General features: G+C 48.2%; 23 protein-coding genes. All 23 read right to left on the minus strand.

From position 1 onward, the window contains the following. Positions 1–80: 80 nt before the first annotated feature. The 23 genes from csaB to AC58UX_RS27935 all read right to left on the minus strand — a co-directional run bounded on the left by csaB (position 81) and on the right by AC58UX_RS27935 (position 25541). Positions 81–1208 (minus strand): polysaccharide pyruvyl transferase CsaB, encoded by a 1128-nt coding sequence (csaB, locus tag AC58UX_RS27825; RefSeq protein WP_497258823.1) that lies wholly within the window; start codon positions 1206–1208, stop codon positions 81–83. Continuing rightward, entirely contained in the window at positions 1181–3232 is a 2052-nt protein-coding gene (locus AC58UX_RS27830; RefSeq protein ID WP_497258825.1) for a DUF5693 family protein, read from the minus strand. Before AC58UX_RS27830 ends, csaB begins: the two co-directional genes overlap by 28 nt. Positions 3233–3434: 202 nt before the next feature. After that, positions 3435–5138, minus strand: a complete 1704-nt coding sequence (locus AC58UX_RS27835) for a phospho-sugar mutase (protein WP_497258968.1) — start codon at positions 5136–5138, stop codon at positions 3435–3437. Between the two features lie 24 nt (positions 5139–5162). Then, positions 5163–5591, minus strand: coding sequence for a 3-hydroxyacyl-ACP dehydratase FabZ (gene fabZ, locus AC58UX_RS27840; protein ID WP_029195635.1), 429 nt, complete (start codon positions 5589–5591; stop codon positions 5163–5165). 174 nt (positions 5592–5765) lie between these two features. Next, entirely contained in the window at positions 5766–6287 is a 522-nt protein-coding gene (locus tag AC58UX_RS27845) for a CDP-alcohol phosphatidyltransferase family protein (RefSeq protein ID WP_497258828.1), read from the minus strand. Positions 6288–6501: 214 nt separating this feature from the next. After that, positions 6502–6723, minus strand: a complete 222-nt coding sequence (locus AC58UX_RS27850; RefSeq protein ID WP_497258830.1) for a DNA-directed RNA polymerase subunit beta — start codon at positions 6721–6723, stop codon at positions 6502–6504. A 23-nt stretch (positions 6724–6746) separates the two neighbouring features. After that, positions 6747–7613, minus strand: coding sequence for a flagellar hook-basal body protein (locus AC58UX_RS27855; protein WP_497258832.1), 867 nt, complete (start codon positions 7611–7613; stop codon positions 6747–6749). A gap of 24 nt (positions 7614–7637) precedes the next feature. Further along, positions 7638–8531 (minus strand): flagellar hook-basal body protein, encoded by an 894-nt coding sequence (locus AC58UX_RS27860; protein WP_497258834.1) that lies wholly within the window; start codon positions 8529–8531, stop codon positions 7638–7640. Positions 8532–8556: 25 nt separating this feature from the next. Continuing rightward, positions 8557–9558 (minus strand): rod shape-determining protein, encoded by a 1002-nt coding sequence (locus AC58UX_RS27865; RefSeq protein ID WP_497258836.1) that lies wholly within the window; start codon positions 9556–9558, stop codon positions 8557–8559. A 173-nt stretch (positions 9559–9731) separates the two neighbouring features. Beyond that, the gene (gene spoIIID / locus AC58UX_RS27870; protein ID WP_497258838.1) at positions 9732–10022 is read right to left on the minus strand and encodes a sporulation transcriptional regulator SpoIIID; all 291 of its coding nucleotides are present in this window, start codon (positions 10020–10022) and stop codon (positions 9732–9734) included. A gap of 208 nt (positions 10023–10230) precedes the next feature. Then, positions 10231–10968 carry a peptidoglycan DD-metalloendopeptidase family protein gene (locus tag AC58UX_RS27875; protein WP_497258839.1) on the minus strand — a complete coding sequence of 246 codons (738 nt, stop codon included), beginning with the start codon at positions 10966–10968 and terminating at the stop codon, positions 10231–10233. 82 nt (positions 10969–11050) lie between these two features. Then, on the minus strand, positions 11051–12097 hold the full coding sequence (gene spoIID, locus AC58UX_RS27880) for a stage II sporulation protein D (protein ID WP_497258840.1): 1047 nt from the start codon (positions 12095–12097) through the stop codon (positions 11051–11053). 186 nt (positions 12098–12283) lie between these two features. After that, positions 12284–13603 (minus strand): UDP-N-acetylglucosamine 1-carboxyvinyltransferase, encoded by a 1320-nt coding sequence (gene murA / locus AC58UX_RS27885; RefSeq protein WP_497258841.1) that lies wholly within the window; start codon positions 13601–13603, stop codon positions 12284–12286. A 198-nt stretch (positions 13604–13801) separates the two neighbouring features. After that, positions 13802–14062, minus strand: a complete 261-nt coding sequence (locus tag AC58UX_RS27890) for a DUF1146 domain-containing protein (protein WP_497258843.1) — start codon at positions 14060–14062, stop codon at positions 13802–13804. Positions 14063–14086: 24 nt separating this feature from the next. Then, positions 14087–16621: a S8 family serine peptidase gene (locus tag AC58UX_RS27895; protein ID WP_497258845.1), complete on the minus strand. Its 2535-nt coding sequence runs from the start codon at positions 16619–16621 to the stop codon at positions 14087–14089. Positions 16622–16983: 362 nt separating this feature from the next. Next, entirely contained in the window at positions 16984–18462 is a 1479-nt protein-coding gene (locus tag AC58UX_RS27900) for an NADH-quinone oxidoreductase subunit N (RefSeq protein ID WP_497258970.1), read from the minus strand. Between the two features lie 37 nt (positions 18463–18499). Further along, positions 18500–20122 (minus strand): complex I subunit 4 family protein, encoded by a 1623-nt coding sequence (locus AC58UX_RS27905; protein ID WP_497258847.1) that lies wholly within the window; start codon positions 20120–20122, stop codon positions 18500–18502. Then, positions 20112–22040, minus strand: coding sequence for an NADH-quinone oxidoreductase subunit L (gene nuoL, locus AC58UX_RS27910; RefSeq protein ID WP_497258849.1), 1929 nt, complete (start codon positions 22038–22040; stop codon positions 20112–20114). Before nuoL ends, AC58UX_RS27905 begins: the two co-directional genes overlap by 11 nt. Positions 22041–22055: 15 nt before the next feature. After that, the gene (gene nuoK, locus AC58UX_RS27915) at positions 22056–22367 is read right to left on the minus strand and encodes an NADH-quinone oxidoreductase subunit NuoK (RefSeq protein WP_310501104.1); all 312 of its coding nucleotides are present in this window, start codon (positions 22365–22367) and stop codon (positions 22056–22058) included. A 2-nt stretch (positions 22368–22369) separates the two neighbouring features. Next, the gene (locus tag AC58UX_RS27920; protein WP_497258852.1) at positions 22370–22900 is read right to left on the minus strand and encodes an NADH-quinone oxidoreductase subunit J; all 531 of its coding nucleotides are present in this window, start codon (positions 22898–22900) and stop codon (positions 22370–22372) included. Next, complete coding sequence (gene nuoI, locus AC58UX_RS27925) at positions 22893–23345, minus strand: NADH-quinone oxidoreductase subunit NuoI (protein WP_497258854.1); 453 nt, start codon at positions 23343–23345, stop codon at positions 22893–22895. Before nuoI ends, AC58UX_RS27920 begins: the two co-directional genes overlap by 8 nt. 91 nt (positions 23346–23436) lie before the next feature. Next, positions 23437–24441 (minus strand): NADH-quinone oxidoreductase subunit NuoH, encoded by a 1005-nt coding sequence (nuoH, locus tag AC58UX_RS27930; RefSeq protein WP_497258856.1) that lies wholly within the window; start codon positions 24439–24441, stop codon positions 23437–23439. Next, complete coding sequence (locus AC58UX_RS27935; protein ID WP_497258858.1) at positions 24441–25541, minus strand: NADH-quinone oxidoreductase subunit D; 1101 nt, start codon at positions 25539–25541, stop codon at positions 24441–24443. The genes nuoH and AC58UX_RS27935 overlap by 1 nt, the downstream gene beginning before the upstream one ends. Positions 25542–25543 lie beyond the last annotated feature (2 nt).

A 25543-nucleotide genomic window follows, 5' to 3' on the forward strand; every position in this document is an offset into this window, starting at 1 on the left:
TTATTATTGACGTTATAGGTTACGTTTTGGTTGCTAGTTGGTGGAATGTGGATGAAAATCTAGCGAAATTTCACCCAGTACTATTTCCTCTTGTAAAAGGAAATGATCCGCTGCGCGGGCAGCTGAGCTTGCGCCTTCAGCTGCTCAATGGCGGCACGCGAAGCAGCCGCCCACTGCTCGCGAGCATCGAGGAGGCCCAGCGCCTCCTTCGTAAATGCAGTAGCATCGAAGCGAGCTGTCGATGCAGCAGCTTTCATACCAAGCCTATGGAGGAACTGGTCGATCTTCGGATCGTACGAGATCCCTACCATAGGCACGAATTGCGAGGCTGCATAAATCAATGAATGCAGCCTCATCCCGATCAGCAGGTCGCACGCCGCGACCTGCGCGAGCATATCCTGCGGGTGCGTGACGCCACGCACCATCGCAGCACGCCCGCCGTGATCGCCCAAGCGGTCGATCACGAACTGCGACGCCACCTCATCCGAGGGGAGGTGGAAGGGCAAGAACCGCAGCTGCACATCCGTGCGGGCTGCGAGCAGCTCTTGCAGAGACCGCGCGAGAGCTTCCAGCTCGGAGCGGTCCTCGTTCCAGAAGCGGACGGACACGCCGATCGTCCGCACCGCTCCTAAAGACGCGCCACCTCTAGGCGCGCCATCCCCGCCGTCCCGGAGGGGCAAGCCCATCACCGGGTCGGGCACGACCGTGATGCGCTCCCGCGGGAGGCGCATCCGCCCCAACAAGTCCGCGGACTCCGTATCGCGGACCGTCACTACCGCGCAGCGCTTAAACACGCTGCGGATCCAGCCAAAGAACATCGGCCGGCTCACCGGTCCGATGCCTTGCGAATAAACAAACGTTGGCTTCCCGAGCCATTGGGCTATTTTCAATACCGCTAAATAATACGGGATCGTCTTCGAGCTTGTTGCATCCTGCAGGAGACTACCGCCCCCGCTGATTAAGCCGTCCGATTCACGCAGCGCCTTCAACAATGAGCCTGGCTTCATTCGATGATACGCCTTTACTCCGTACATCTGTGAGGTTTTCTCTGGATTGGCCGAAAGCACGATAGGTTCAATCTGAACGCCCTGCGCCTCGCCTTGCTCTTTTAAAGCGAACAAAATCGACTGCAGCACAGCCTCATCCCCGCTATTATCGAAGCCGTAGTAGCCGGATAATGCTATTTTGACAACTGGGGCTGTACCCATCGTTTCCAACTCCTTGCGAGTATTTCCCAAGCTGCAATAAAGACTAATCCAATCAGAGCACCTAGCACGAGTCCGTAGAAGATACGGATCAGGGAGATGTGCAGCGGCGTATGCAGATGAGCAAACGTATCCACTAAGGAAAGCTGGCCAACGACGCCAATAAAGAGTAAATAAACAGCATGACGATAGCGGACAGATAAGTACGCACCCAATAAGAAGATCGGATGAGCCACTAAGAATTCCTTCGTCCGAGGACGCACACCTAATGTATTTTCCAAGAATGAACGGAACAACTTCTCGATGGAGGAAGCTTGTCCTTCATTCCCTGTACGAGACAAGTAGTAGAAGACAGCAGCAAGCCCTACACCTGCAATAACAATCCAAAGCACACTTATATAGGAGGAAAGCAACCGGCGAATATTCGCGATTTTTTCCTTATACGTATTATTCTCACTAAAGAACAAGAGATACAGACCAACAATGCCAATTGGAAGCAAATGCAGCATGCCAACGCCTCTAAATTGCTGCAGCACCAAGGAATAGGTGACATGGTTTAGCAAAGCTACGACATAAACAATACCTAAACAGGAGATGAGTGATGTTCGAAGCAGCTGCCATAACCCGTACGAAAGTCCTGATTTCCACTTCGCAGCAGCGCCTGAGCGCACAGAGCGAATTGCCAGCATGACCGCAACGCTAGGTGCGCTGATAGCCGTCGCTAGGGCCAAGCCTTGCACGTACATATTCGCCGAAAGCGTATGTAAAGCAACTAAACCGAGCAAGCCCAGAACGAAGAAAACAAGCGTCAATTCTGGCAAGAAGAAGGAAATCATCCATACGATTAAGCTTAGTCCGCCTAGCAGCAAGAAGATGCGAGCGATTTTCTGCCAACCTGTTGTATGTACATCGAAAGCCTCTGCAGTTCCTAAGGTAAAGCCAACGTCTTGTATACGAGGGATCGCGCCATCTTTGCCCTGAAGAGCTGCATAATAGGATGACAGCGGGTCAACGAGCTTGCCTTTATCTAAGCTTTTCACCGGCTTGGCATTCAAGAATACCATGCGAATATTCCGATCTTTCACAGCCAAAACAAGTCGATCAGACACCCCTTGAATTCGGTCAGCAAGCTCCGATTTTTTCAGCGGCTCTGTCAGCTTCTCTCCATCTTTCTCTGTAAAAGAGTGCAGTCGCACGACGTTATAATTCGTTTGTTTCGCTAATGTGCTGAAGCCTTTTTGCGGCTCCTTCAACAATTCAATAGCTGCTAGCCCGATACCGTTCTTATGCAGCAAATCAGCCATTTTATTCAGATTAACTTCCGTATTCTCTTCCGTATACCCCGGCACTTCATTGCCGTCTACAATGATTCGCTTCACACCAAGATCATGAAATTTTTTGAGCATCGCATCCATTTCATTGGTGTTAAACGGTCTGCGGTTCGATAACCGCACGACGATTTGGAAGCCTTGATCCTTCAGCATTTGCAGCGTGATCGGATCAGGTTCCATTGCTTTAATGGAGGCATCATCCATGCTCATCTGAATGATCAGACCGTTACGGTTCTTAAAGCTCCACGGCTTCACGCCCACCTTAAGGTCTGCGAACGTTTTTTGGATAAGCGGTTCGAGCTTCTGCTGCGTTTGACCATCCGCAAACAGCACATAGGTGAAATTCTCACTTGGGTCACCCAGTGTTTGAGTCAGCATGGCCGCATCACGTGAGCTGTACATCTCAATGCGACGACTTTCCTTGAGCTCCCCTAATGTACTCTCATAAACAGCCATGGAGTTAATACCCGCGGCTTTCATGTTCTTCAACTCTGTGTTAACAAAGCCCTGCGGATTCGTCTGCACATCGGAAATATCCAATAAATCACGATAGTCAAAAACGAATTCAACTTGATTCGCCGAGGTTTCGGTTTGGTGTCGGGTATAGGCTAGCGGCAAGGAACACAGCATCCCTATAATTACGATCCACCACAACATATTTCTTAACGGGTTATTCCAGGTTTGATACAAATTCACCAGATCGTCCACTCCTTAGAGCATGTACTTTTTAAAATATCGCCTTCACTTGGTTCACTTTCTGATCCCGTATACATTCGAAAACCTCTCCGCCCCCAAACGCGGGGATTACGCCCCATGCCTGGTGGATTTCATATCCAGCCATTCATTAGACGATCTATCCCTCACTTAGGTTCTGAAGAGGTTATGTCTACCTATTGCCCTATCCGTCTACACGATTAAGTACATATTGAATGATCCCATCTAGCTGCTGCGCAGCTTCAGGTCCCGTTGAGCCTTGGACTGCAAAATAAAACTTAATTTTCGGCTCTGTACCCGAAGGGCGCAAGCAGAACCAAGAGCCGTCCTCTAACTTGAACTTCAATACGTTCTCGCGAGGCAAGCCTTGAATCCCTTGTGCATAGTCCTCAACGGAGCTTACGCGTGTACCGCTGATCTCAGCTGGCGGGTTCGTTCTCCAAGCTTCCATCATGCGGCCAATTTGTTCCACGCCGTCTTTCCCTTTGAGTGTTCTTGATTCCAGTTTTTCCAAAAAGAAACCAAAGGATTCGTACAGCTCCTGCAGTACTTCATATAGGGTCTTGCCTTGCTTCTTATAGTAAGCCGCAGCTTCTGCGATTAACATGGCTGCGATGACTGCATCCTTGTCCCTTGCGTAGCTGCCAGCTAAGTAGCCGTAGCTCTCTTCGTAACCAAACAGGTACGTATGCTCGCCCGTTTGCTCGAATTGCGACATTTTTTCACCGATATATTTAAAGCCCGTTAACGTATTCAGTGTTGGGATACCGTAATGGCTAGCTATGACTGCGCCCATCTCGCTGGTTACGATCGTTTTGATGACAACGCCGTTGGCAGGAAGTGTTCCACGCTCTTTCATGCTGCCCAATAAATAATTCACAATAATTGCCCCGGATTGATTCCCCGTTAAGACGACATATTCACCGTTCGCATCCTTCACTACGGCACCCATGCGGTCTGCATCCGGATCAGTTCCAATAATGATATCAGCATCCCAATCCTTCGCTTGTGCAATGGCCAGCGTGAACGCTTCGCGCTCTTCTGGGTTTGGTGATTTCACCGTGGAGAACTGCGCATCAGGCAGCTCTTGCTCTGCTACTACGCGTACTTGCTCGAAGCCTACGGCTTTCAATACTTCGCGTACAGGGATATTTCCTGCGCCGTGCAGCGGCGTGAAAATCACACGGAAATCATCGCTGATTTCCTTAATGACGTCTGGATTTTGACTTACAGCCGTAACAGCTTGTATGTAAGCCTGATCGACATCGTCGCCTAGCCAAGCCAGAAGCCCTTGTGCTTCAGCCTCTTGCTGGGACAGCTTCTTCACTTTATCAAATGTATCGATGCTTTGTACGTGCGCAATGACTTGCTCTGCAAATTCAGGCACCAACTGCCCACCGTCTGCACCGTATACTTTATAACCATTATATTCAGGCGGATTGTGGCTCGCTGTAACAACAACACCCGCAGTCGCGCCTAAGTATCTGACGGCAAAAGAAAGCTGAGGTGTCGCATGCAGCGTCTTAAATAGATACGCTTTAATCCCATTTCCTGCGAAAACAAGCGCGGACTCCAATGCGAACTCCGGAGACATATGACGGGAGTCATAAGCTAGAACGATGGCAGGGTTAGCCGCACCCGTTCCGTTCACATATTGGGCCAAGCCTTGGCTTGCGCGTCCCACGGTGTATACATTGATACGATTCGTACCCGCGCCAATGACCCCACGGAGACCGCCTGTCCCAAATTCAAGATCTTTATAAAAGCGATCCTCGATTTCTCTCTCATCTTCCCGAATTGCTTGAAGTTCTTGCTTCGTTTGCTCATCGACAGCTGGATCTTGGAGCCATAATTGATACTCTGTTTGTACACGCGTCATCGTCGTCAGGTTCATCTCCTTTATATGTATGGGTTATTTATTAGCAAGGGCGAACATAAGCTCACCTTCGACTACCACTTTGTCACCAACCTTAGCTACAGCTTGACCTTTGACAATGGTGCCTTTTACTCGTGTAATGGTCATTTCTAGCGTAAGTGTATCGCCAGGCACAACCTGTTGACGCCAGCGAATGCCGTCTGCGCCTGCGAATAGGCCGATTTTGCCTTTATACTCTGGCATCGACAATACGGCTACCGCGCCAACCTGAGCGAGTGCTTCAACAATCAGAACGCCTGGCATAACCGGATAACCGGGAAAATGCCCTGCGAAGAAAGGTTCATTAATCGTTACATTTTTGATCCCTACAGCTCGAACCCCTTCTTCTACTTCCAAAATACGGTCAACCAGCAGAAAAGGCGGGCGGTGAGGAATGATCTCTTGAATTTGGTTAATATCTAGCATCGTGCGTTCGTGCTCCTTTCGAATACTTGTATAAAATACAAGGGAATTACTTACAATAGGGGGGTCCCTTCATATCCTGCAGAAGTGAAGGTTCATATAAGGGGAGCTTATGTAAAGGTCTGTATCACAGACCCCTACATAGGCTCTTTTTTCGTTATTTTATTATGCCTGAAATCATTCTTTAGCTCTAGCCCCTCGATTTAATAGAAGGAACTGGAAAATATAAATAAATGATGTTAAGAATGAAACCCCGATCACATACCATAAATACGTGAGAGCAAAGGTAAATTGAAATACGATGAAGAGGATAGCGAAATAGTAGAGAACAGTCGTTAGTTTACCCATTACATTCGCTGGAACGGTCAGTTTTCCTCTGAAATGAAAAAAGGCGGAGCCAATAATCATGCCTGCATCACGGACGAACATGGCCGCTGCTGCTTGCCAAGGAATCATCTCGGAGATGAGGAGGGACAGAATGACCGCAATCATCATACACTTATCGGCAAGCGGGTCTAGCATGACACCCATTGGGGTGATTAACTTACGCGTTCTAGCGATATAGCCATCTAAAATATCCGTTAATCCCGCTACGAGTAGGATGATGAAGGAGGTTCGGATATGGCCATTGAAAAAAAGCACAAGGTACACGGGGATTAGTACAAACCTGCTAATCGTGAGCATGTTCGGTATATTCAAGGTACTCCTCCTGCGCCTAAGTATCCACTCCGAAATTTCAAGATTTGGTAGATAAAGCCTTTACTCATTATACCGCTGCTCGCATACAAAATAAACCACTAAACCGTCCTTCTTCGGACGGATGGGTTTATTCCGACATTTCGTTCACAACAGTGTGAAAAGTGTGAAACAAAAACGTTATATTGAAAATAAAACTCCCATACGGGAGTTCGAATTAATTTGCGAAAACGAGATCGTATAAATGCCGCCATGTGCTGATATGTAAAATTTCTGATGATGGCTGTTGTCCTAGTTTCGTATAACCTACCCATAATCCAATATAGATAGCTAGAATAGCCAGAACGGGAATACGTACAATTTTGAAAATAAGCCAAACAATCTTCTGCCATTTCGGCCTTGGCTTCTTCTTGACTGGAGCAGGCTTATCTGCCGCCATAGCCTATCCCTTCCTTTCTACGATCAAGCACGTAAATTGTTAGCCATGTTCATCATCTGATCGGACGATGTGATAGCTCGGGAATTCAGCTGAAGCGCTCGTTGGACAATAACCAAGTCCGTCATTTCGTCCGAGAGCGTCACATTCGATTGCTCCAGGAATCCTTGCAGCAAGCTAACGCGAGTCGTTTCTGTTGCAGCCACGCCGTTCACATCCTGCAAGATGTTCGCCTTCTCACCCTCGGTAATCCCCGTTGGCAGTGTATAAAGGTTATCTCCCACATCTTGAAGCAGCTGTGGACGTACCACACGAACAAGCTTAATTTGACCTAATGTCACAGGTGCTGCTGATGAATCTTGTTCATTGTAGCCTTGGATTGTACCGTCTTTGCCAACAGCTGGTCGGAAACCAACTGGAACACGTATCGGGTTGCCGTCCGAACCGGTGATAAAGTGTCCTTCTTTGGTCGTGAGGACCGTCCCGCCTTGTCCGTCCGGCGTTAGGCTGAATGCGCCATTACGGGTCCAAGCTGGCTGAAATACTTGATTCCCGTTCTCGTCCACCTTGCTGACAGACACTTCAAACAAGCCATCGCCTTGGATCGCGAAGTCTGTTAAATTGCCTGTCGACTGCACAGGCCCTTGTGACAAATTCGTTTGAATTTGCACGAGTCTCGAGCCCCAGCCTTGGTTAAAGCCGAGCGGCGAGAAACGTCCTTGCTGGCGGAACCCTTCGGGCTGTGCTTGAACGTTCGTCAAGACATCCTCGAAGGAGGCTTCTTTCTTCTTGAAGCCATTGGTATTAACGTTTGCTATGTTATTGGAGAGAATATCCAGCTTTTGCTGTAAGCTGTGCATGGATACCGATGAGTTGATCATGGAATTGTTCATGGCTGGCTCCTTCGCAAGCTAGATTTAGACGCGTCCTACTTCGTTTGCTGCTTTATCCATACTTTTATCATACGATTGAATGACCTTCTGATTCGCTTCATAGGCGCGCAGCGCTGCCATCATATCGACCATCGATTGCGCGGAATCCACGTTAGAACGCTCGATATAACCTTGTCGCACTTCCACTTGATCACCAGGCGCTACCTGTGTGATCGTCGCTTCATCCCCCGGATTAATACGCATCAACCCGTTCCCCTCGCGGAGCAAGAGATTCGGATTCTCTGCACGTGAAAGCATCAAGCCGATCGGTGCGCCTGCCGCATCCAATATCGGACGACCTTCGCTGTCCATGAACTCGCCCTTCGCTGTCACCTTGAAGGCTGAGATCGGTTGACCCGCCCCATCCAGCAACACCAAAGGTTGTCCATCACGGCCCAATACTTGTTCGCCATTGGCATTCACAAGTTGGCCTGCTGCGTCGACGGTAAACTTCCCGTTCAGCGAGTAGCGCTGTTCACCATTGGGATTCAACACCGTAAATAACGCCTGCGGTTGGAACGTACGCTCTCCATCTTCGTTCACGTACTTGCCCGTTGCATCAAATGTAATTCCCGGCAATTGAATATTGGAGACAAGTGCGAAGTCGAAGGGATTCTGCGTTTCCTGCAGATCGCCTTGCGTGTGAACAGAAATACTTTCCTCGGAGAACACACCTAAGGTCATCTTCCCAAGCGGCGCTGGAGAGGCATCTTGTCCACCGCGAATCGTAGAGATTAGCATTTCTGGAAACGAACGAGACAAGGCATTACCCTGTTTAAAACCCGGGGAATTCAAGTTGGCAATATTATTCGTTATAGTATCGTGTCTGCGTTGCTCAGAAATCATCCCTGCCGCCGCGGTATACAGTCCTCTTAACATCTAGTCACCTCTTAGGTCGTGTTATCTAGCTAAATTTACGTTTGCTTACTTTATCTAAATTATCCAACATAATGCCTGTACCTTTAACAACACAGGACATTGGGTCTTCAGCGATTAATACAGGTACTTTCAACTCATCCGCAAGCAATTGATCAAGACCATGCAGCAACGCGCCGCCGCCTGTCAAAATAACACCACGGTCAATAATGTCCGCAGATAACTCTGGAGGTGTCCGCTCAAGCACGCTCTTCGCTGCTGTAACGATGGAGTAAACCGGATCCCATAGTGCTTCCTGTACCTCACTGGAGTGAATCGTAATGGTCAATGGAAGTCCGGAGACCATATCTCTTCCGCGAATATCCATCTCTTGATCGCGCCCATGTGGATATACCGTTCCAATTTTCAACTTAATATCTTCACTTGTCCGTTCACCGATAAGCAGCTTGTACTTATTTTTGATATACTTCATGATCGCTGTATCGAACTTGTCGCCAGCAATCTTGATGGAGGAGGAGGTGACGATGTCGCCCATAGATAGCACGGCAACATCCGTCGTCCCTCCGCCAATATCTACAACCATGTTACCGCTTGGTTGGAAGATGTCCATGCCAGCACCAATTGCTGCTGCCTTCGGCTCTTCTTCCATGAATACCTCGCGGGCACCGCTGCGCTCAGCTGCTTCGCGAATCGCTTTCTGCTCAACCGAGGTAATGTTGGTAGGGGCGCAGATCAGTATTCTCGGGTGAGAATACCAATTCTTGCCCCCAATTTTTGCGATGAAATGCTTAAGCATCATTTCCGTAATATCAAAATCTGCGATAACACCGTCCTTCAGTGGACGAATCGCAATGATGTTGCCAGGCGTTCTGCCGACCATGCGGAAGGCTTCTTCGCCTACAGCCAGCACGCGTTTCGTATCGCTTTCAATCGCAACTACGGATGGCTCATCAAGCACAACTCCGCGACCTTTAACATGAATAAGCACATTTGCCGTGCCCAGATCTATTCCAATATCCTTGCTGAACATTTCTAATTAATCCTCCCTAAACCTACCGTCCATCCCGTGAAGAATCGGCGCTCTGATATACAGTTCTAATTATAAGCTAAATTCGCTACAAATGCATTATTTCCTCTTTTTCCGTGAAATTTCGACACGCCCATTAAAAGGAAATGCAGGAAACGCCTCGGGATGAAGGTATCTTAGGACTTGACCGTAACCAGGATTTCGGAAACCTTAGGATTACGGGTCTTCCGATACTTGATTTTCGTCGCTTCTCCTCCCCTAAGGTGTCGAATAGACTTGTGATACTCCAAAATGTGCTTCACCTGATTGGCCAGGTCCGGGTTGATTTCCGGTAGTCTTTCCGTTAAATCCTTATGCACCGTGCTTTTGGAAACGCCGAATTCCTTAGCAATGGTGCGAACCGTATTCTTGGTCTCGACGATACAGGTACCAATCTTAATGGTCCGCTCTTTGATGTAATCGTGCACTCCCCTCGCCTCCCTACTCGAGATAGTTTGGTAAAGTATATGAGGGGCATGACTAGATATTCTACGTAACCAAGCCTGACAAGCTCATTTCCCATATTTATTTTCAAAATAATGGCGCAAATTGGGCCATAGACGTTAAAATGGGTCCAATTTGAATGAAAAACAGGAAAAAGCAGCAGGTTTGTACCCGCTGCCTTTCACTGATATCTTATTGTTTCACGTTCAAGAGGCTTTCTGGGTTAACGGCTGCATTGTCGCTAACTTGGCGAACTTCAAAGTGTAAGTGTACGCCATCTTCCTTCTCAAAATCGTTGCTGCCTGCTTTGGCGATGATGTCGCCTTTTTTCACTTCTGCGCCTTTGGTTACCTTCACGTCTGATAAGCTTTGGTAAATACTGATCAAACCGTTGCTGTGAGTAATCTCAACCAGCTTACCAACCACAGGGCTTTGCTCAACTGCCGTAACTTTACCGCCTAATGCCGCTAGCACATCAAAGGCTGCGCCATCTTTAGCTTTCAAGTCAATAGCAGTATGCGGTGTCAGTTGATCGAGGTATTCGATCATAGCCGCTGCCTTCACATCATTGGAGGCATTGGTGTCATAGTAAGGAATCGCTACTTCGACAGCTGCTCTGTCTTTCACAGGCCATTGCATTGCTTCCGTTGTTCCGTTCACCGCGACAGCTCCATCATGAGGTGCTCTCGGATTATCGGTTTGTTGATTGCTGCTAACCTCAATACCCAGTTCATCTTGGCTGACTGTTTTCGTTCCTGCTCCCTGGTACACCCACATTAAGGTTAAGATAATTGCTGCAGCTGCCACATACGTCGCTGGGAATACCCATTTCTTAGCAAGCAACCTCTTCCATGCAGATGTTGAACCTTGTGCTCCTTGAACAGTTTTAGGAGCTTCTTCTTTCTGAAAACCTTTGTTATTATCACTCATGGTTATCACCTCATCAACCATTCTTGACACATTCCAAGGTTTTATACTTCCAGAAAGATATTTTTATAGAAACAATGAAAGTTTATGATTTGTGGAGAAAAGAAGCTGCATTTTCAATAGAGATGCCCGTGTAATAATAGGTTACGATCTCCTCAGCGGTTTTCCCTTCCTTCGCCATACCATTGGCGCCCCATTGACTGAGACCAACGCCGTGACCATAACCGTACGTGGTAAATGTAATTTGCGAGCCTGCCCATTTCCAAGCGAATTGCGAGGATGCTAGACCTAGCTTCTCTCTCACCTCACGTCCAGAGAAGACCTTGCCTCCTATTGTCATACTTTTTATCCGATGTCCAGTAGACCAAGAGAGTACCTTCATGCCCTTGGCGCTCGTATCCGTCGTCGCAATGCTCGCCACACCTAGCTTCTGAAGCATCGTCTTGTAACTGATCGTCACACTATCTTGATAGCGCGAGGAAAGCTTGATATCCCATGGGCTAGGCACGCTGCGTAGGTAGGGGCTTTTGAATGGCCAGTACTCTTCCGAATTCTCGGTATAGCCATTGCTTGTAGAGAAAAAAGTCGCATTTATCGGCTCGTGTCCATAGGTTAATATTTTGTCCTTGGTCTCATTGACCGCTCTATCAATCTTGGCCATATTCGTTTCATACTTCGACTTGTCCCACTTCTCTCTGAGCGCTTGATCGGTTAGATAAGCCTGATGGGTGGTCGTATCCGTCACTAGGGCATCGTTAACCGGCATATTGCTATAATCCTTTTCTATCACTCTACGCACAACATAGGTCCTCGCTGCCATGGCTTGCGCCTTGAGCGCCTCCAACTCGAAATCGACAGGCATTTCAGCAGCTAGCACACCTTTTACATATTGCTCTAGTGGAACAGTTTGGACAGTCGCTTGTTTTGTCAAATATACAGGAATCATCAGCCCTTGTTCGGCACTCGTCTCTTGCAAGGTTGAGCTTGTAATAGAGATGGGATATTCTTCATCCGCCGGAATCTTCTTGACTAGCAATCCAGGCACAATGATAGTGACACACAACATGGAAGATAGGCAAACAGCCATCCACAGGATGACTTCTTTTCTGAACATGCGTTTCTTTTTAAACATATGTCTGAGCAGCCTCCATAAGCGCGTTTACTAGCAGCGAATTTTAGTATGTCTTAGCTTATGAGAGGGGGTGCTAGAATAGAACTTGCGTGCTAGATCAACAGGAATAGGTAGGAAGCGAGAGTGCCCTGAACGGTATAAAATAAAAAGAGCCATCAGGTTCATTCCCTGATGGCTCCTCATATATTACGCTAGCGTTGGCTGGATATTGAAAAATCCAAGCTCCGCCACTTCTTGCTCGATCTCTTGCGGAACCGAGCGATAAATATCGGCTCCTAGTTCACGTAGAACGTCCGTGATGTCTACATATCCACGATCGATATGGTGTACACCTGTAATCTCGGTTTCACCCTCAGCCGCTAATGCCGCGAGAATGAGCGCCGCACCCGCACGCAGGTCTGTTGCACATACTTTCGCGCCGCGCAGCTTCGAGTTACCACTGACGATCGCTGTGCGTCCGTCTACTTTAATGTTTGCGTTCATATTCGCAAATTCATCCACATGCATGAACCGGTTCTCGAACACCGTCTCGGTTACAAGACTCGTGCCGTCGGCCACCATCAGCAGCGCCATCATTTGCGACTGCATATCCGTCGGAAAGCCCGGATATGGCAATGTCTTCACGTCCACTGCACGCAGTGGACCCGTGGAACGAACGCGAATACCGTTTTCATCTTCTTCGATCGTTACACCCATTTCCTGCATCTTCGAAATAACCGGACGCAGGTGATCACCAATCGCGCCTTCCATGTACAGTTCACTGCCCGTAATGGCTGCAGCGATCATATACGTTCCGGCTTCTACGCGATCTGGAATGACCGTATGTACGGCGCCGCGAAGCTTTTGAACACCCTCGATGCGAATTACGCCCGTTCCCGCACCGCGGATGATAGCGCCCATCGCATTTAGATAATTGGCCAAATCAACAATTTCCGGCTCTTTTGCCGCGTTTTCAATCGTTGTTGTACCTTCCGCAAGCGTTGCGGCCATCATAATGTTCTCGGTTGCGCCTACGCTGGCTACATCCAAATAGATTTTAGCACCCTTCAGGCGCCCTTTTACTCTTGCTTCGATATAACCTTGACCCAGTTCAATATCGGCACCCATCGCTTCAAAGCCTTTGAGATGCTGGTCAATCGGTCTTGTGCCAATCGCACAACCGCCTGGAAGCGAAATTCTCGCTTGACCCAACCTAGCTAACAAAGGACCCATCACGAGGAAAGAGGCTCTCATTTTACGGACTAGATCATAGGAGGCTTCACAGGTATTAATCTGCCCAGCTCTTACTCGAATCACCTGACGGTTATATTCGACTTCAATTCCTAAGCTTTGCAATACTTTATTAATGACTAGTACATCGTCAAGGGGAGGCGCATCGTGGATGACGCTTTCACCTTCCGACCCCAGAATGGAAGCCGCAATAATCGGCAGTACCGCATTCTTTGCTCCGTTGATTTTTACATTGCCAGCTAGCTTTCGGCCACCGCGGACGATAATTTTGCTCATCATGGTCCCTCCGCGCACTTATTTTAAAAGACAGGTTTTGCACATTTCCTAAGTTTATCATTTGGAGCCACATAGATACAACTGTGTTCTTTTGGCAGTCAGAGATGCCCTACATAGAGTTCGAAGCCTCTTGCGTTTTTCATTCCGTTCTATTATCCATTGTTGACAACAAACTTCATCATTATTCGGAAATTCGTATTAAAACATCCGACTGAAGCTCATGGAGAGACCTAAATACTGAATGAAAAAGCTCGCAACCAACTGCCCGAGTCCGATCGAAAGCAAAATCTGCAGCATGATCGCTTGTGCGCCTTTGGGCCTTCTCAGAAGAACATCGAAGCGGAACGCCTGCAGCGACCACCACGCTAAACCGATGCAAAGAATATAGACTGCTATACTGGCCATGTTCATCCAAGACGCGTATTGCGCCACTTCACTCCATTTGTCCGTCTCGCCCATAGGTCTAGGTCACTCCTCTTCCATTTAACGATTTACGACTTTGGCCAACAAAGATACGAATTCAGCCCGCGTTGCTTGATCCTCCGGATGAAAAGTACCGTCAGGAAACCCGCTGATCCAGCCATCTGCTGACATCTGTTTAAGAATACCCACACCCCAATAAGACTCACTCACATCGCTAAAAGGTGTATTGCCTCGCAGCTTTCCTGTCATATTCATACTGCGTGCAAGCATTTGCGTCATTTCCATGCGGGTCAGCTTCCCATCGGGATCGAAAGTTCCATCTGGATAACCATCGACGATAGAGGCTTGAACTGTTTTGGAAATATCCGCATAAGCCCAGTGTGACGTTGCTAAATCGCTAAATCTTACATCCTTGCGTTTCGTTAAACGCAGCGCGTGTGACAGCACGGTGGCCGCTTCGGCCCTCGTAATGGGCTGATTCGGAGCAAAACGATAGTTCCCATATCCGCTAATCATACCTTGCTCGGTAAGCTGGCTAATGGCATCCTTTGCCCAATGACCGGCAATATCGACATACCCGCTGACTAGCCCGTAACTACTCAACTGCAAGCGATACATTTGGCTCATAAACCATTGGTTCGCCTGGAGTTTGATATAGTACGTTCCCTCGGGTAAAGGCTTCTCGAAATTCAGCTGATTTGATCCCATGTCACTGCGATACGTTCCTTGCTCCTGCAATGCATTATTATACAAAGTGGCGTATAACGTTCGTGAGGTAGGAATATTCGTAAGTCTTACTTGCGCCAAGCTATCTGAAGTTAATCGGAATTCAAACCAATCAACGTCTTCATTTTTATTAAAAACACCCTCATATCCCGCATTCATTGCGGCAAATGTAGCTTGATACGACTTGTCATTTGGCTCGTTAGGATCAATAAGTTTAGGATTATACTCGATCTCTAACGTGTATTCACCCGTTATGGGTCCGGCATAGTCCTTCACATTACTAACACGAATGTAGTACTGTCCAGGAAGTACTTCCATTTGTGAGCTTACCTCGATACCACCATCGCCAGCTTGATCAATGGTCGTGGATTTTTCCCCTTCTTTCTGAAAAAGAAGCATGGGATCTATCCGCCCCGTATCCGTGGAAAGTCGTATGCGCATCGTGCCTGAGTGCTCCAGGTTAAGTGCGAACCAGTCGAGATCTCCTTTTTCATGAAAAGTTCCTCGTATCGTCTGACTGCGCTCTGGCAATGTAAAAGCCTTATACTGCCTATCATTATCCTCAAATGGATCCGTATAGATGACAAAATCCGTCCGGACCGAATAATTCAACGCTGTTTTGCGCGTGCGATCCACGTTCTCTAACTGGACATACGTGCGCCCTTTGGTCACAGGCACCGTGAACGACTGATTGGCATCAACAGTACCAGTTGTCGCGACATAGCTCTGCCCCGAATCAAAATTCACGCGGATCCCTGCGCCGTTGTCTTCCGGTATTACACCAAATTGAATATACCCGTCGTAAGCAGCATCAATCACATACCAGTCCAGATCCTGCCCCGAGCTAAGATTAGCTCTGACCATCGTATGATTGGGAAGTGACGCTGCCTGACTCGCAAGATCATTGGGCTCAAATCGATCCTGTTTATACGGTTCCGTCAAAGCCTTCTCGATGTTCAATAAGCCGTACCCCGTCTTGGCGTCCCACCCTTTGGTCATCAAATCCTGCGCCGTCTGTTCGATCTGTGAACGCACCTGATAGGCCGTCATCCCCGGGTATTTCCCCCAGACTAACGCCGCGGCCGCGGCTACTTGAGGCGCTGCCATCGAACTGCCATCTTGGTACTGGTATCCCCCGCCAAGAGCCGTCGTATAGACATCCCAAGGCGCCATAACGTCTAGCTCTGGGCCGTAATTCGATCTAGGATCAGCCAGCTTATCGGGGCTGACCCCTCCAACGGATAACACGGTCGCATAAGCCGCGGGATATTTGACACTCGTACTCTCATTACCAACAGCAGCGACTAGCAACACATTATGATCCTCAGCGTATTGCACAACACCTGCCAAATAGGAGGAATATTTGTTCAATCCTAAGGAAAGAACAACGATTTTCGCCCCGTGATCGACGGCATATTTAATGCCTTCACCCAACTTGGCTTCGCCGCCTGTTCCATCTGCTTCCAGCGCCTTAATTGGCATAATTTTAGCATTGGGAGCAATCCCCGCAATACCTTTATCGTTATTAATCGCAGCAGCAATTAAGCCAGCCACGTTCGTTCCATGTCCATTATCATCAAAAGGCTTCTTCGATGGTTGTAAAAGGTTTACACCTTCAACCAAATTGCCTGCCAAATCCGGATGACCAAGGTCGACCCCCGTATCCACAACGGCAACAATGATCGGCGAACGAGAGTCTCCTGCCGCCGCCCACGCCTGATCGACGCGAATCATATCCATATAAGTCTGCTTCACCCTCATAGGATCTGAAGACACCACATAAGCTGCCTTTACGTTGGTCACGAACCCTGTAAGTGCTAGCACGAGCAGCATAAGTATCATGGGCCCTACGTATCTAAAGCTTTTCATCACATCAGGTCCTTTATCCCAAAATAAATCTCACGTGTCATTTACTTACCACATAAGAAAGTATACGTTTTCGGTATCCGAAAGCAGCTTTCTTATTGGCGATAAAACTTACATCTTAACGCGGTCGCTCATCTTCGAGGGGCCTCGATAAAAGTTTTCTCATATATCTATACCACATTAAACTTCTTCTCGATACCTATAACGGTTTATCTTCGCAAAAAGTTCAGACTTTACGAAATATTTTTTAAAGTATTTTCTGGGAGTGGCTTCTAGGGGACATGATTGCCATTATTTCCAGGGAAATAGGAAAACAAAAAAGCCCTCCCTACTTGTTACGTAGAGAAGGCCTTGTGGTAACGCATTTACATAATGATAAAATCCTTCGTCAAAGTAAAGACGCTCTCAATGGCTTTGAGCACCAAATGTGGTACCACGCCAAGCGCCACGCTGACAAGGGCACATAGCCAAACGGTGATACCTAAAGGTACGGACACCTTGATAGCTGCCGGCTCATAGTCGCTGCGCATGAACATTTGACGCACGATACTGAAATAGTAGTAGAACGAAACTACGCTGGTTGCGATCATTAAAGCCCCAAGCCAGTATTGCTGCGTCTGCATCGTTCCTAAAATGATGTACAGCTTACCGAAGAATCCGCCTGATAATGGAATACCGGCTAAAGATAGAACGATCAATACCATTGCTACAGCTGTTAAAGGTGCGCGATAGTACAAGCCTGCGTAGCCTTTACCCTCGGTATGACCTTCCGCCTGCTCGATAATCATCAGCACCGCAAAAGCTCCGATGTTCATAAACACATATGCAATCAAGTAGAAAATGAATTCCGAGAAATTGGCATAATGTGTGGCTGAGAAGTACGTTCCGATTGGAACGAGCAGATAGCCGGCATTCGCAATTCCCGAATAGGCGAGTAGCCTTTTCATATTCGTTTGCTTCAGGGCAATGAAATTCCCCACGACCATCGCGATGGCTGCCATGACAGAAATCGCTAGGAACACATCGGATTGCAAGTGGCTCTCTTCAAAGCCATTAAATCCGAACAGGACATAGAAGACGCGGAACAAGATGGCAAAGCCAGCCGCTTTGGACACAACAGCCAAAAACGCAGTAACTGGTGTTGGCGCCCCCTCATAGACATCCGGTGCCCAGCTGTGGAATGGCGCAGCGGCGATTTTGAAGCCAAAGCCCGCTAAGAGTAGGAAGAAGGCCACATAGAGCAATGGCTCATAGGATGCTACTAACGATGGTAGAGCTGTGCCAATCTCTTGCAGATTAGCGGAACCGACCATCCCATACAGGAAGGACATGCCGTACAAAATAATAGCGGATGAAATACCGCCCATGACTAAGTACTTGAACGATCCTTCATTAGACTTGTTATCCTTTTTCTTCATCGCAACTAATAGGTAAGAGGTAATGCTAAGCAATTCCAAGCCTACGTAGAGTGTAATCAAATCACCCGAGGACGACATGATCATGGCCCCTAACGCAGCAGGCAAATAGAAGTAATAGTACTCCCCGACATGGGGGATGCTATCCTCTTTTACGAAGCCTAGGCTCATAAAGACGATAAGTCCCGTACCCACGAGGGTACATAATTTCAGTAAGTTCGAAAAATCATCGACGCGGTAGCTTTGATTGAGAAGCTGAATCGCCTCATCTGGATTCAACTGTAGAACTACAAAAACAGCTGAAATCGCGAGGCCGACTAAGGTCAACCATCCGATGATGGAACGACTGAATCTGTTCGGCAGGACCAAATCCAAGAGAGATAGGATGATCGCCGTAGCAACCAACGCAAGCTCAGGGAGCAGATGCATCAAATCAGCAGCATGGAGTCTAATCTGTTCCACTGGACTAACCTCCTATCTTCCCGGCTACGCTATGGATCAATTGATCCAAGCTGCCAATGGTTTGTTGAAGCGGCTGACTCAGCACGCTTGGGTACACACCCAGCAAGAGAATGAACGCGACCAAAGTAATCATCGGCACAGCCTCGATGAGACGCGCGTCGCGCATCCCTTGCTGCAGTAAGCTCGGCTGTTGCGGGCCGAACGTGATGTTCAGTACCCCGCGCAGCACGTAAACCGCTGCGAAGATGATGCCCAGTGTACCGATAATCGCGTACACGCGGTGTGTTTCAAAGAGTCCGACGAACGCGAGGAACTCACTGATGAAGCCGGATAAGCCTGGCAATCCGAGCGACGCCATCCCCGCAATCAGCAGGATTCCGCTGATGAAAGGGATATTCTTAGCGAGACCGCCCAAGCGATCGAGCTGCGTGGTTTCGGTCCGCTCGTAGATGCTGCCGACGAGCAAGAACATCAGGGCTGAAATCAACCCGTGTGAGATCAATTGGAACACGGCGCCTTGCAGACCTGCAATGTTGAACGCAGCAAGTCCTAACAGGACGATGCCCATGTGGCTGATACTCGAGTAGGCGAGCACGAGTTTAAAGTCCTTTTGGACCATCGCGAGCAGTGCACCGTACACGATGTTAATGACACCGAGGAGCGCAAGCACCCACGCCCATTGCTGAGCTTCTGCCGGGAAGAACAGAATGCCGAAACGGATGAGGCCGTAGGCCCCCATTTTAAGCAAAATCCCGGAGTGAATCATAACAACAGCTGGCGGAGCTTCGGTATGTACTTTCAGCATCCACGTATGGAACGGGAAGATCGGTAGCTTGATCCCGAAAGCGACCAGCAGCATGATGAATACGGTCCATTTCATGGCTTGACTCATAAAGAACGGCGTGCCCGCTTGATTCACATAAGCTTCAGGAGCCTGAAGCAGGTTATGCGCAATCGTATGAATATCACCGCTATAGTAAATGATAGCTTCTGTCTGCGACGGATCTTGATTAAAGCCCGCTGTCGTAACCAGAATAAGGAACGCAATCAGCATGATTGCCGAGCCAAGCCCGTTGTACAGCAAGAAGCGATTAGCCGCTTGCTCCCGGTTCATATAGCCCCAAATTCCGATTAAGAAGAACATCGGCACGAGTGTAATTTCGAAGAACAGGAAGAACAAGAAGAGATCCTGTGCCATGAATACACCGAACATGCCCGTTTCCAGCAAAAGAAACAGAATGAAATACGTTTTCCAACGTTTCTTGATGTACACGGACGCTAGTGCGGCCATCGACGAGATTAGCGCCGTTAGAAAGACGAGTGGCAGCGAAATGCCATCGACAGCTAACGAATATTTAAACTCAAAGAAGAATTGTGTAATTTGCTGAATACCCTCGTGATTTAAAGGAACTTTAATCCAATCAAGTTGCTCTTTGTACTGGAGCGGATCCCCTTGATAGTTATAGTCCACATACAGCCATGCCGCCAAAATGAGCGGAATCAGCGTGGTAACGATACCTACTGTTTTGATCAGACGTCCACGATCTCCCCGAAGGAATAACAGGACAAGCACACCAAGCAGAGGTGAGAAGGCAATCATACTGAGAATGGGTAAGTTAGCCGGCATGTATGAACCTCCTTCCTGCAATGGCAAGTGCCAGAATCAGCATCCCTAGTAGCATGATGACCCCGTAGGACTGCAGTTGACCATTTTGAAGTCGGGAGCCTAGGCGTCCAAGGCTGACCACCGTGAAAGCAACTAAACGTACAATCCCGTCAATGATATAAATATCAATCAATTCCAGGATGTAGCCAAGGCCACGAAGCGGTTTGACAACAATAGCCTCATAGATTTCATCGATGAAATATTTACGATTAAGTAACGTATACAACCAAGGCATTTTGCTCGAAACGATGTCCCGAGGGATGGTACGTTTGAGATAGATCAGGTACCCCAATCCAATGCCGAGCAAACCTGCTAATGTGGACAAAATAATAACCGTCCAATTCGCCGTCTCTTCATGCTCATGCCCTGTCAGCCACTGACCCAGCCATTCATTGAATGGCGTATTCACAAAGCCTGCAACAACAGCAAGCGCTGCAAGCACGATAAGCGGTGTCGTCATCGAAGCTGGAGATTCATGCGGCTCATGCGCGTGGTCATGCCCGTGCCCATGATCTTCGTGATCCTCCGAAGCATGAGCTTTCGCTCTAGACGAGCCCATAAACACAAGGAAGAACAGGCGTGACATATAGAAAGCGGTGAAGAACGCCGCAATCACACCGACCCAGAACAGAAGCTGATTATGCTCGTACGCTTCGGTTAGAATCATATCCTTCGACCAGAAGCCTGCGAATGGGAAAATACCAGCTAACGCCAGTGTTCCGATTGCAAAGGTCCAGGTCGTGATTTTCATTTTGCGGGATAATCCGCCCATTTCATTGATGTTTTGCGTATGAACTGCATGGATCACACTACCGGCGCCTAAGAAGAGCAGCGCTTTGAAGAAGGCGTGTGTAAACAAGTGGAACATACCTGACGTAATCGAAACGCCAATCCCCAGCGCCATCATCATGTAGCCGAGTTGGCTCACGGTCGAGTAAGCGAGAATCCGCTTAATATCGTTCTGTGCAATACCGATGGTCGCTGCGAAAATAGCGGTAAACCCACCCACATAAGCAACAACCATTAAGGCGTCCGGCGATGCATGGAAAATATCAAACGTCCGTGCCACGAGGTATACCCCAGCTGCAACCATTGTTGCGGCGTGGATCAGCGCTGAGATCGGCGTTGGGCCCTCCATCGCATCAGGTAACCAAGTGTGCAGCGGGAATTGACCGGATTTACCCATCGCCCCGATGAAAATCAAGACGGCGATCCAAGTGACGATTGTAGGGTCAATTTTGCCCGTTGTAAAAGCATTATGTATAGAAGTGAAATCAAGCGCGTGCCCTGGCATGTATAAATACAACAGCAGAATCGCGATAAATAAACCTACATCCCCAATACGGGTGACGATGAACGCCTTTTTAGCAGCAGCCTTCGCCTCAGGTTTAAAGTACCAGAATCCGACGAGCAAGAAGGAACATACCCCTACAAGCTCCCAGAAGATGTAGAGTTCCAACATATTTTCGGAAATAACCAGACCTAGCATCGAGAAGGAGAACAGCGCAATATAACCGAAAAACACGTGAATGCGCTCGTCGCCTTTCATGTAGCCCCTGGAATAAATGTTCACCAGTAGGGAAACGAGCGTGACGATAACGAGCATCAGGGAGTTTAGATTGGTAACCTCAAACCCCATTTTCAGCGTGAAATCGCCCACCTGCAGCCAGTTCATTTTATCCCACGTGTAGTCCTCTACCTTACCGCCAATCCGCTCTACAAAAATGAGTAAAGCCACGATAAAAGAAAGCAGCATCGCAAAAATGCTAATGTAAATCCCTAAATCCTTCAGTTGACGTCCCATCGCCGTAAGCGCTAGAAAAGCTAGCAGCGGAAACAATGGAATGAGCCAGGCGTACTGTGAATAGTCCGATACCATAGCCTTGTTAGCCTCCTAGCGCTTCATAGAATCCAAATCCGTAACTTCAACCGTACCTCTATTTCGGTAAATCGCGATCAATATCGCAATGCCCACAGCCGCCTCAGCAGCTGCAATTGTAATGTTAAAGAGGGAGAAAATTTGCCCTGTTAAGGCCGGATGATCTCCTAGCTTGGAGAAGGCAATCAAATTCAAGTTCACCGCATTGAGCATGAGCTCGATGGAGAGCAAGACGATGACCCCGTTTTTCTTCGTGAGTGCACCGTAAAGTCCGATACAGAATAGGATTGCCGCCAATGTCAGATAAGGAGTAATTAAGTTACCCAAGGCTAATCCTCCTCTCTCTTCGCGACTACGATAGCACCAATGAACGCTACCGTCAGCAGCACGGACATGATTTCGAAGGGAATGACATGCACGTTATAGAGCAGTTTTCCAATCTCAAGTGTGTTATCTTCGCCAGCATCCAGGGCTCCCGAAGAAACGAAGGTTGATTTTTGAATCGCATAGAACAAGACACCGAACAATCCCACAGCGCCAAGAATGGCCAAGCCTTCATGCCACGGACGCTTAGGTCCCTCTTCTTCACCCTGTCTATGCTTCGTCATCATAATGCCGAAAATCATCAGAATCGAGATCGCACCCGCATAAATCAAGACCTGCACGAAAGCGACAAATTCTGCTTCAAGGATGACATACAAGCCAGCCAAGCTGATAAACGTAAGGGCAACCGCAACAACCATGTGCACGACTTTCGTAAAAGAGATCATAAAGATCGCTCCGCCGATGGCCAGCAATGCGAAAATGAAGAACGCCCAGCTCGTACCGCTGGATAAGAAATCGCCAAGTCCACTAAACATCTTTCTTCGCGCCCCCTTTAGGCATCGCAGAATTGTTCTCTTGACGAATGTTTTGTGTGTTGTTGCTCAGCCACTCCATGTTTTTGAACAAATCATCACGACTGTAACTGCTCAGCTCAAAATTGTTCGTCATCACGATCGCTTCTGTCGGACACACTTCTGTGCACAGGTCGCACAGAATACAAATTTCGAAGTTGATGTCATACGTATCAATGACCTTCCCCTTTTTCTCAGGGTCTGGGTTCGCTTTTCCAGTTAACGTAATACACTCCGTCGGACATACACGCGCACATTGATTGCACACAATGCATTTCTCAGGATCAAAATATTGAATACCACGAAAGCGATCCGGCATTTTTAGCGGAACGTCTGGGTATGCGTACGTTACTTTCTTCTCAGTCAAGTGCTTGAACGTGAAGCCTAAACCTTTCATAATGCCCTTCATGTGTTTCAACTCCTTAACGTTTTCCGGAGGAAAACTGACTTCGTAAGCATGCATGGAACGTTTTCCGAAGGCACATATGCAATTCTCTTTATTAGAAGATCGTCATGATAATCGCCGTCACCAGCATATTAACCAGTGCTAATGGAAGCAGTACTTTCCAACCGAACCCCATCAGTTGATCAATCCGAACACGTGGCAATGTCGCCCGCAACCAGAAGAGGAAGAACACAACCGACGAGAATTTCAACAGGAACCACAGGACACCAGGAATGAAATCAAGGAACCCGAATGGCGCATCCCATCCACCAAGGAAGAGCAAACTGACGAGTGAGGCAATGACGAAGACGTACACATACTCTGCTAGCATGTAAAAAGCGAAGCGGAAGCCGCTATACTCGACATGGTAGCCCGCAACGAGCTCGGATTCTGCTTCTGGCAAGTCAAACGGCGTACGATTAAGCTCCGACACACCCGCAATCACGAAAATGATAAAGCCGAGAATTTGCGGAATGAAATTCCAGTGCCAGAAGCCGCCTGTTTGATGATCGACGATGGTATGCAGATTCAGGCTACCCGTCATCATGACCACACCAACAACCGAAATAACTAACGGAACTTCGTAACTAATCATTTGAGCTGCGGAACGCATGCCGCCCAAGAGCGCATATTTATTGTTGGATGCCCAACCGCCAAGGATAATCCCGATGGTTGAAATCCCTGTTAATGCTACATAATAGAGCAATCCCACATTCAAATTCGCATTGAACATCCGATCCGAGAACGGAATGGTCGCAATGATCGTAAACGATGGGATAAAGGTAATGATCGGTGCGAGAATGAATAGCTCACGCTCAGCTTTCTTAGGAATCGTATCTTCCTTAATAAGAAGCTTGAAGACGTCAGCGACGCTCTGCAGCAACCCGAAGGGACCTGTTCGGTTCGGACCAATCCGCAATTGCATCCAGCCGATCACTTTGCGCTCGAAATAAATCGCATAGGTAACGAAACCGAGCACGAGCATCAGCATGACAATGCCCCAAAACAGGAATACGAAGAAGTTCGTCCACGTTAGACTCTCCTCCAAAAGATTGACCATTAGGCATCCACCTCCCCAACGACTATATCGATGCCGCCCAAAATCGTAATGAGGTTCGTCATCGACTCGCCGACCAGCAGCTTGGGCAATATTTGCAGATTCACGAAGGACGGTCTGCGGAATTTTAAGCGGTAAGGCTCTTGTTTGCCTCGGGAAATAATATGACAACCAATCTCTCCACGCGGAGATTCAATTGCTGCATAGATTTCGCCTTCTGGCGGGCGAATGACTCTCGGCACTTTGCCCATCGTCTCGCCACCCTCAGGGAACACATCCAAGGCTTGCTCCAGGATGCGAAGGGACTGTTTCATTTCTTCCAAACGAATCAAATAACGATCATAGCAATCCCCGCCATTACGCACAGGCACATCGAACTGAAAGCGGCTGTACAAGCTGTAGGGCTGCGTTTTCCGAATATCCCAATCAACCCCCGTACAACGCAGGTTCGCCCCGCTAAGGCCATAAGCAATCGCTGTCTCGGCATCATATTTACCTACACCCTTAATCCGTGAGAGGAAAATCTCATTCCCCGTGACGAGCGTGTGATACTCTTCTAATTTGCCGTACATGTATGGAACAAATTTCCGCACTTTCTCAATCCAGCCTTCTGGTGCGTCCCATTTCACGCCGCCAACACGCATGTAGTTGTACGTTAATCGAGCGCCACACAATTCATTGAAGAGGTCGATAATGATTTCGCGGTCACGGAAGGCGAACAAGAACGGACTCATCGCCCCAATATCCAGCAGGTACGTTCCCCACCAAACCATATGAGACGCAATTCGCTGCAGCTCCATCACGATTAACCGAAGAAAGTCCGCGCGTTCTGGGATTTCTAGCCCCATCATTTTCTCTACCGCGTTAACTAACGCGTAGTTCGTCGTCATCGCCGATACATAGTCCATGCGGTCAGTGTACGGGATGATTTGTGTATAGCTGAGGTTCTCAGCCAATTTTTCTGTTCCTCTATGTAAGTAGCCCATAACGGGTATCGCTTCGCGAATAATTTCACCATCCAACTTTACAATCACGCGGAAAACGCCGTGCGTACTGGGATGCTGAGGGCCAACGTTTAACAGGAGCTCTTCTGTCCGTAACACGT

It is taken from the genome of Paenibacillus sp. J22P90 (assembly GCF_059692195.1).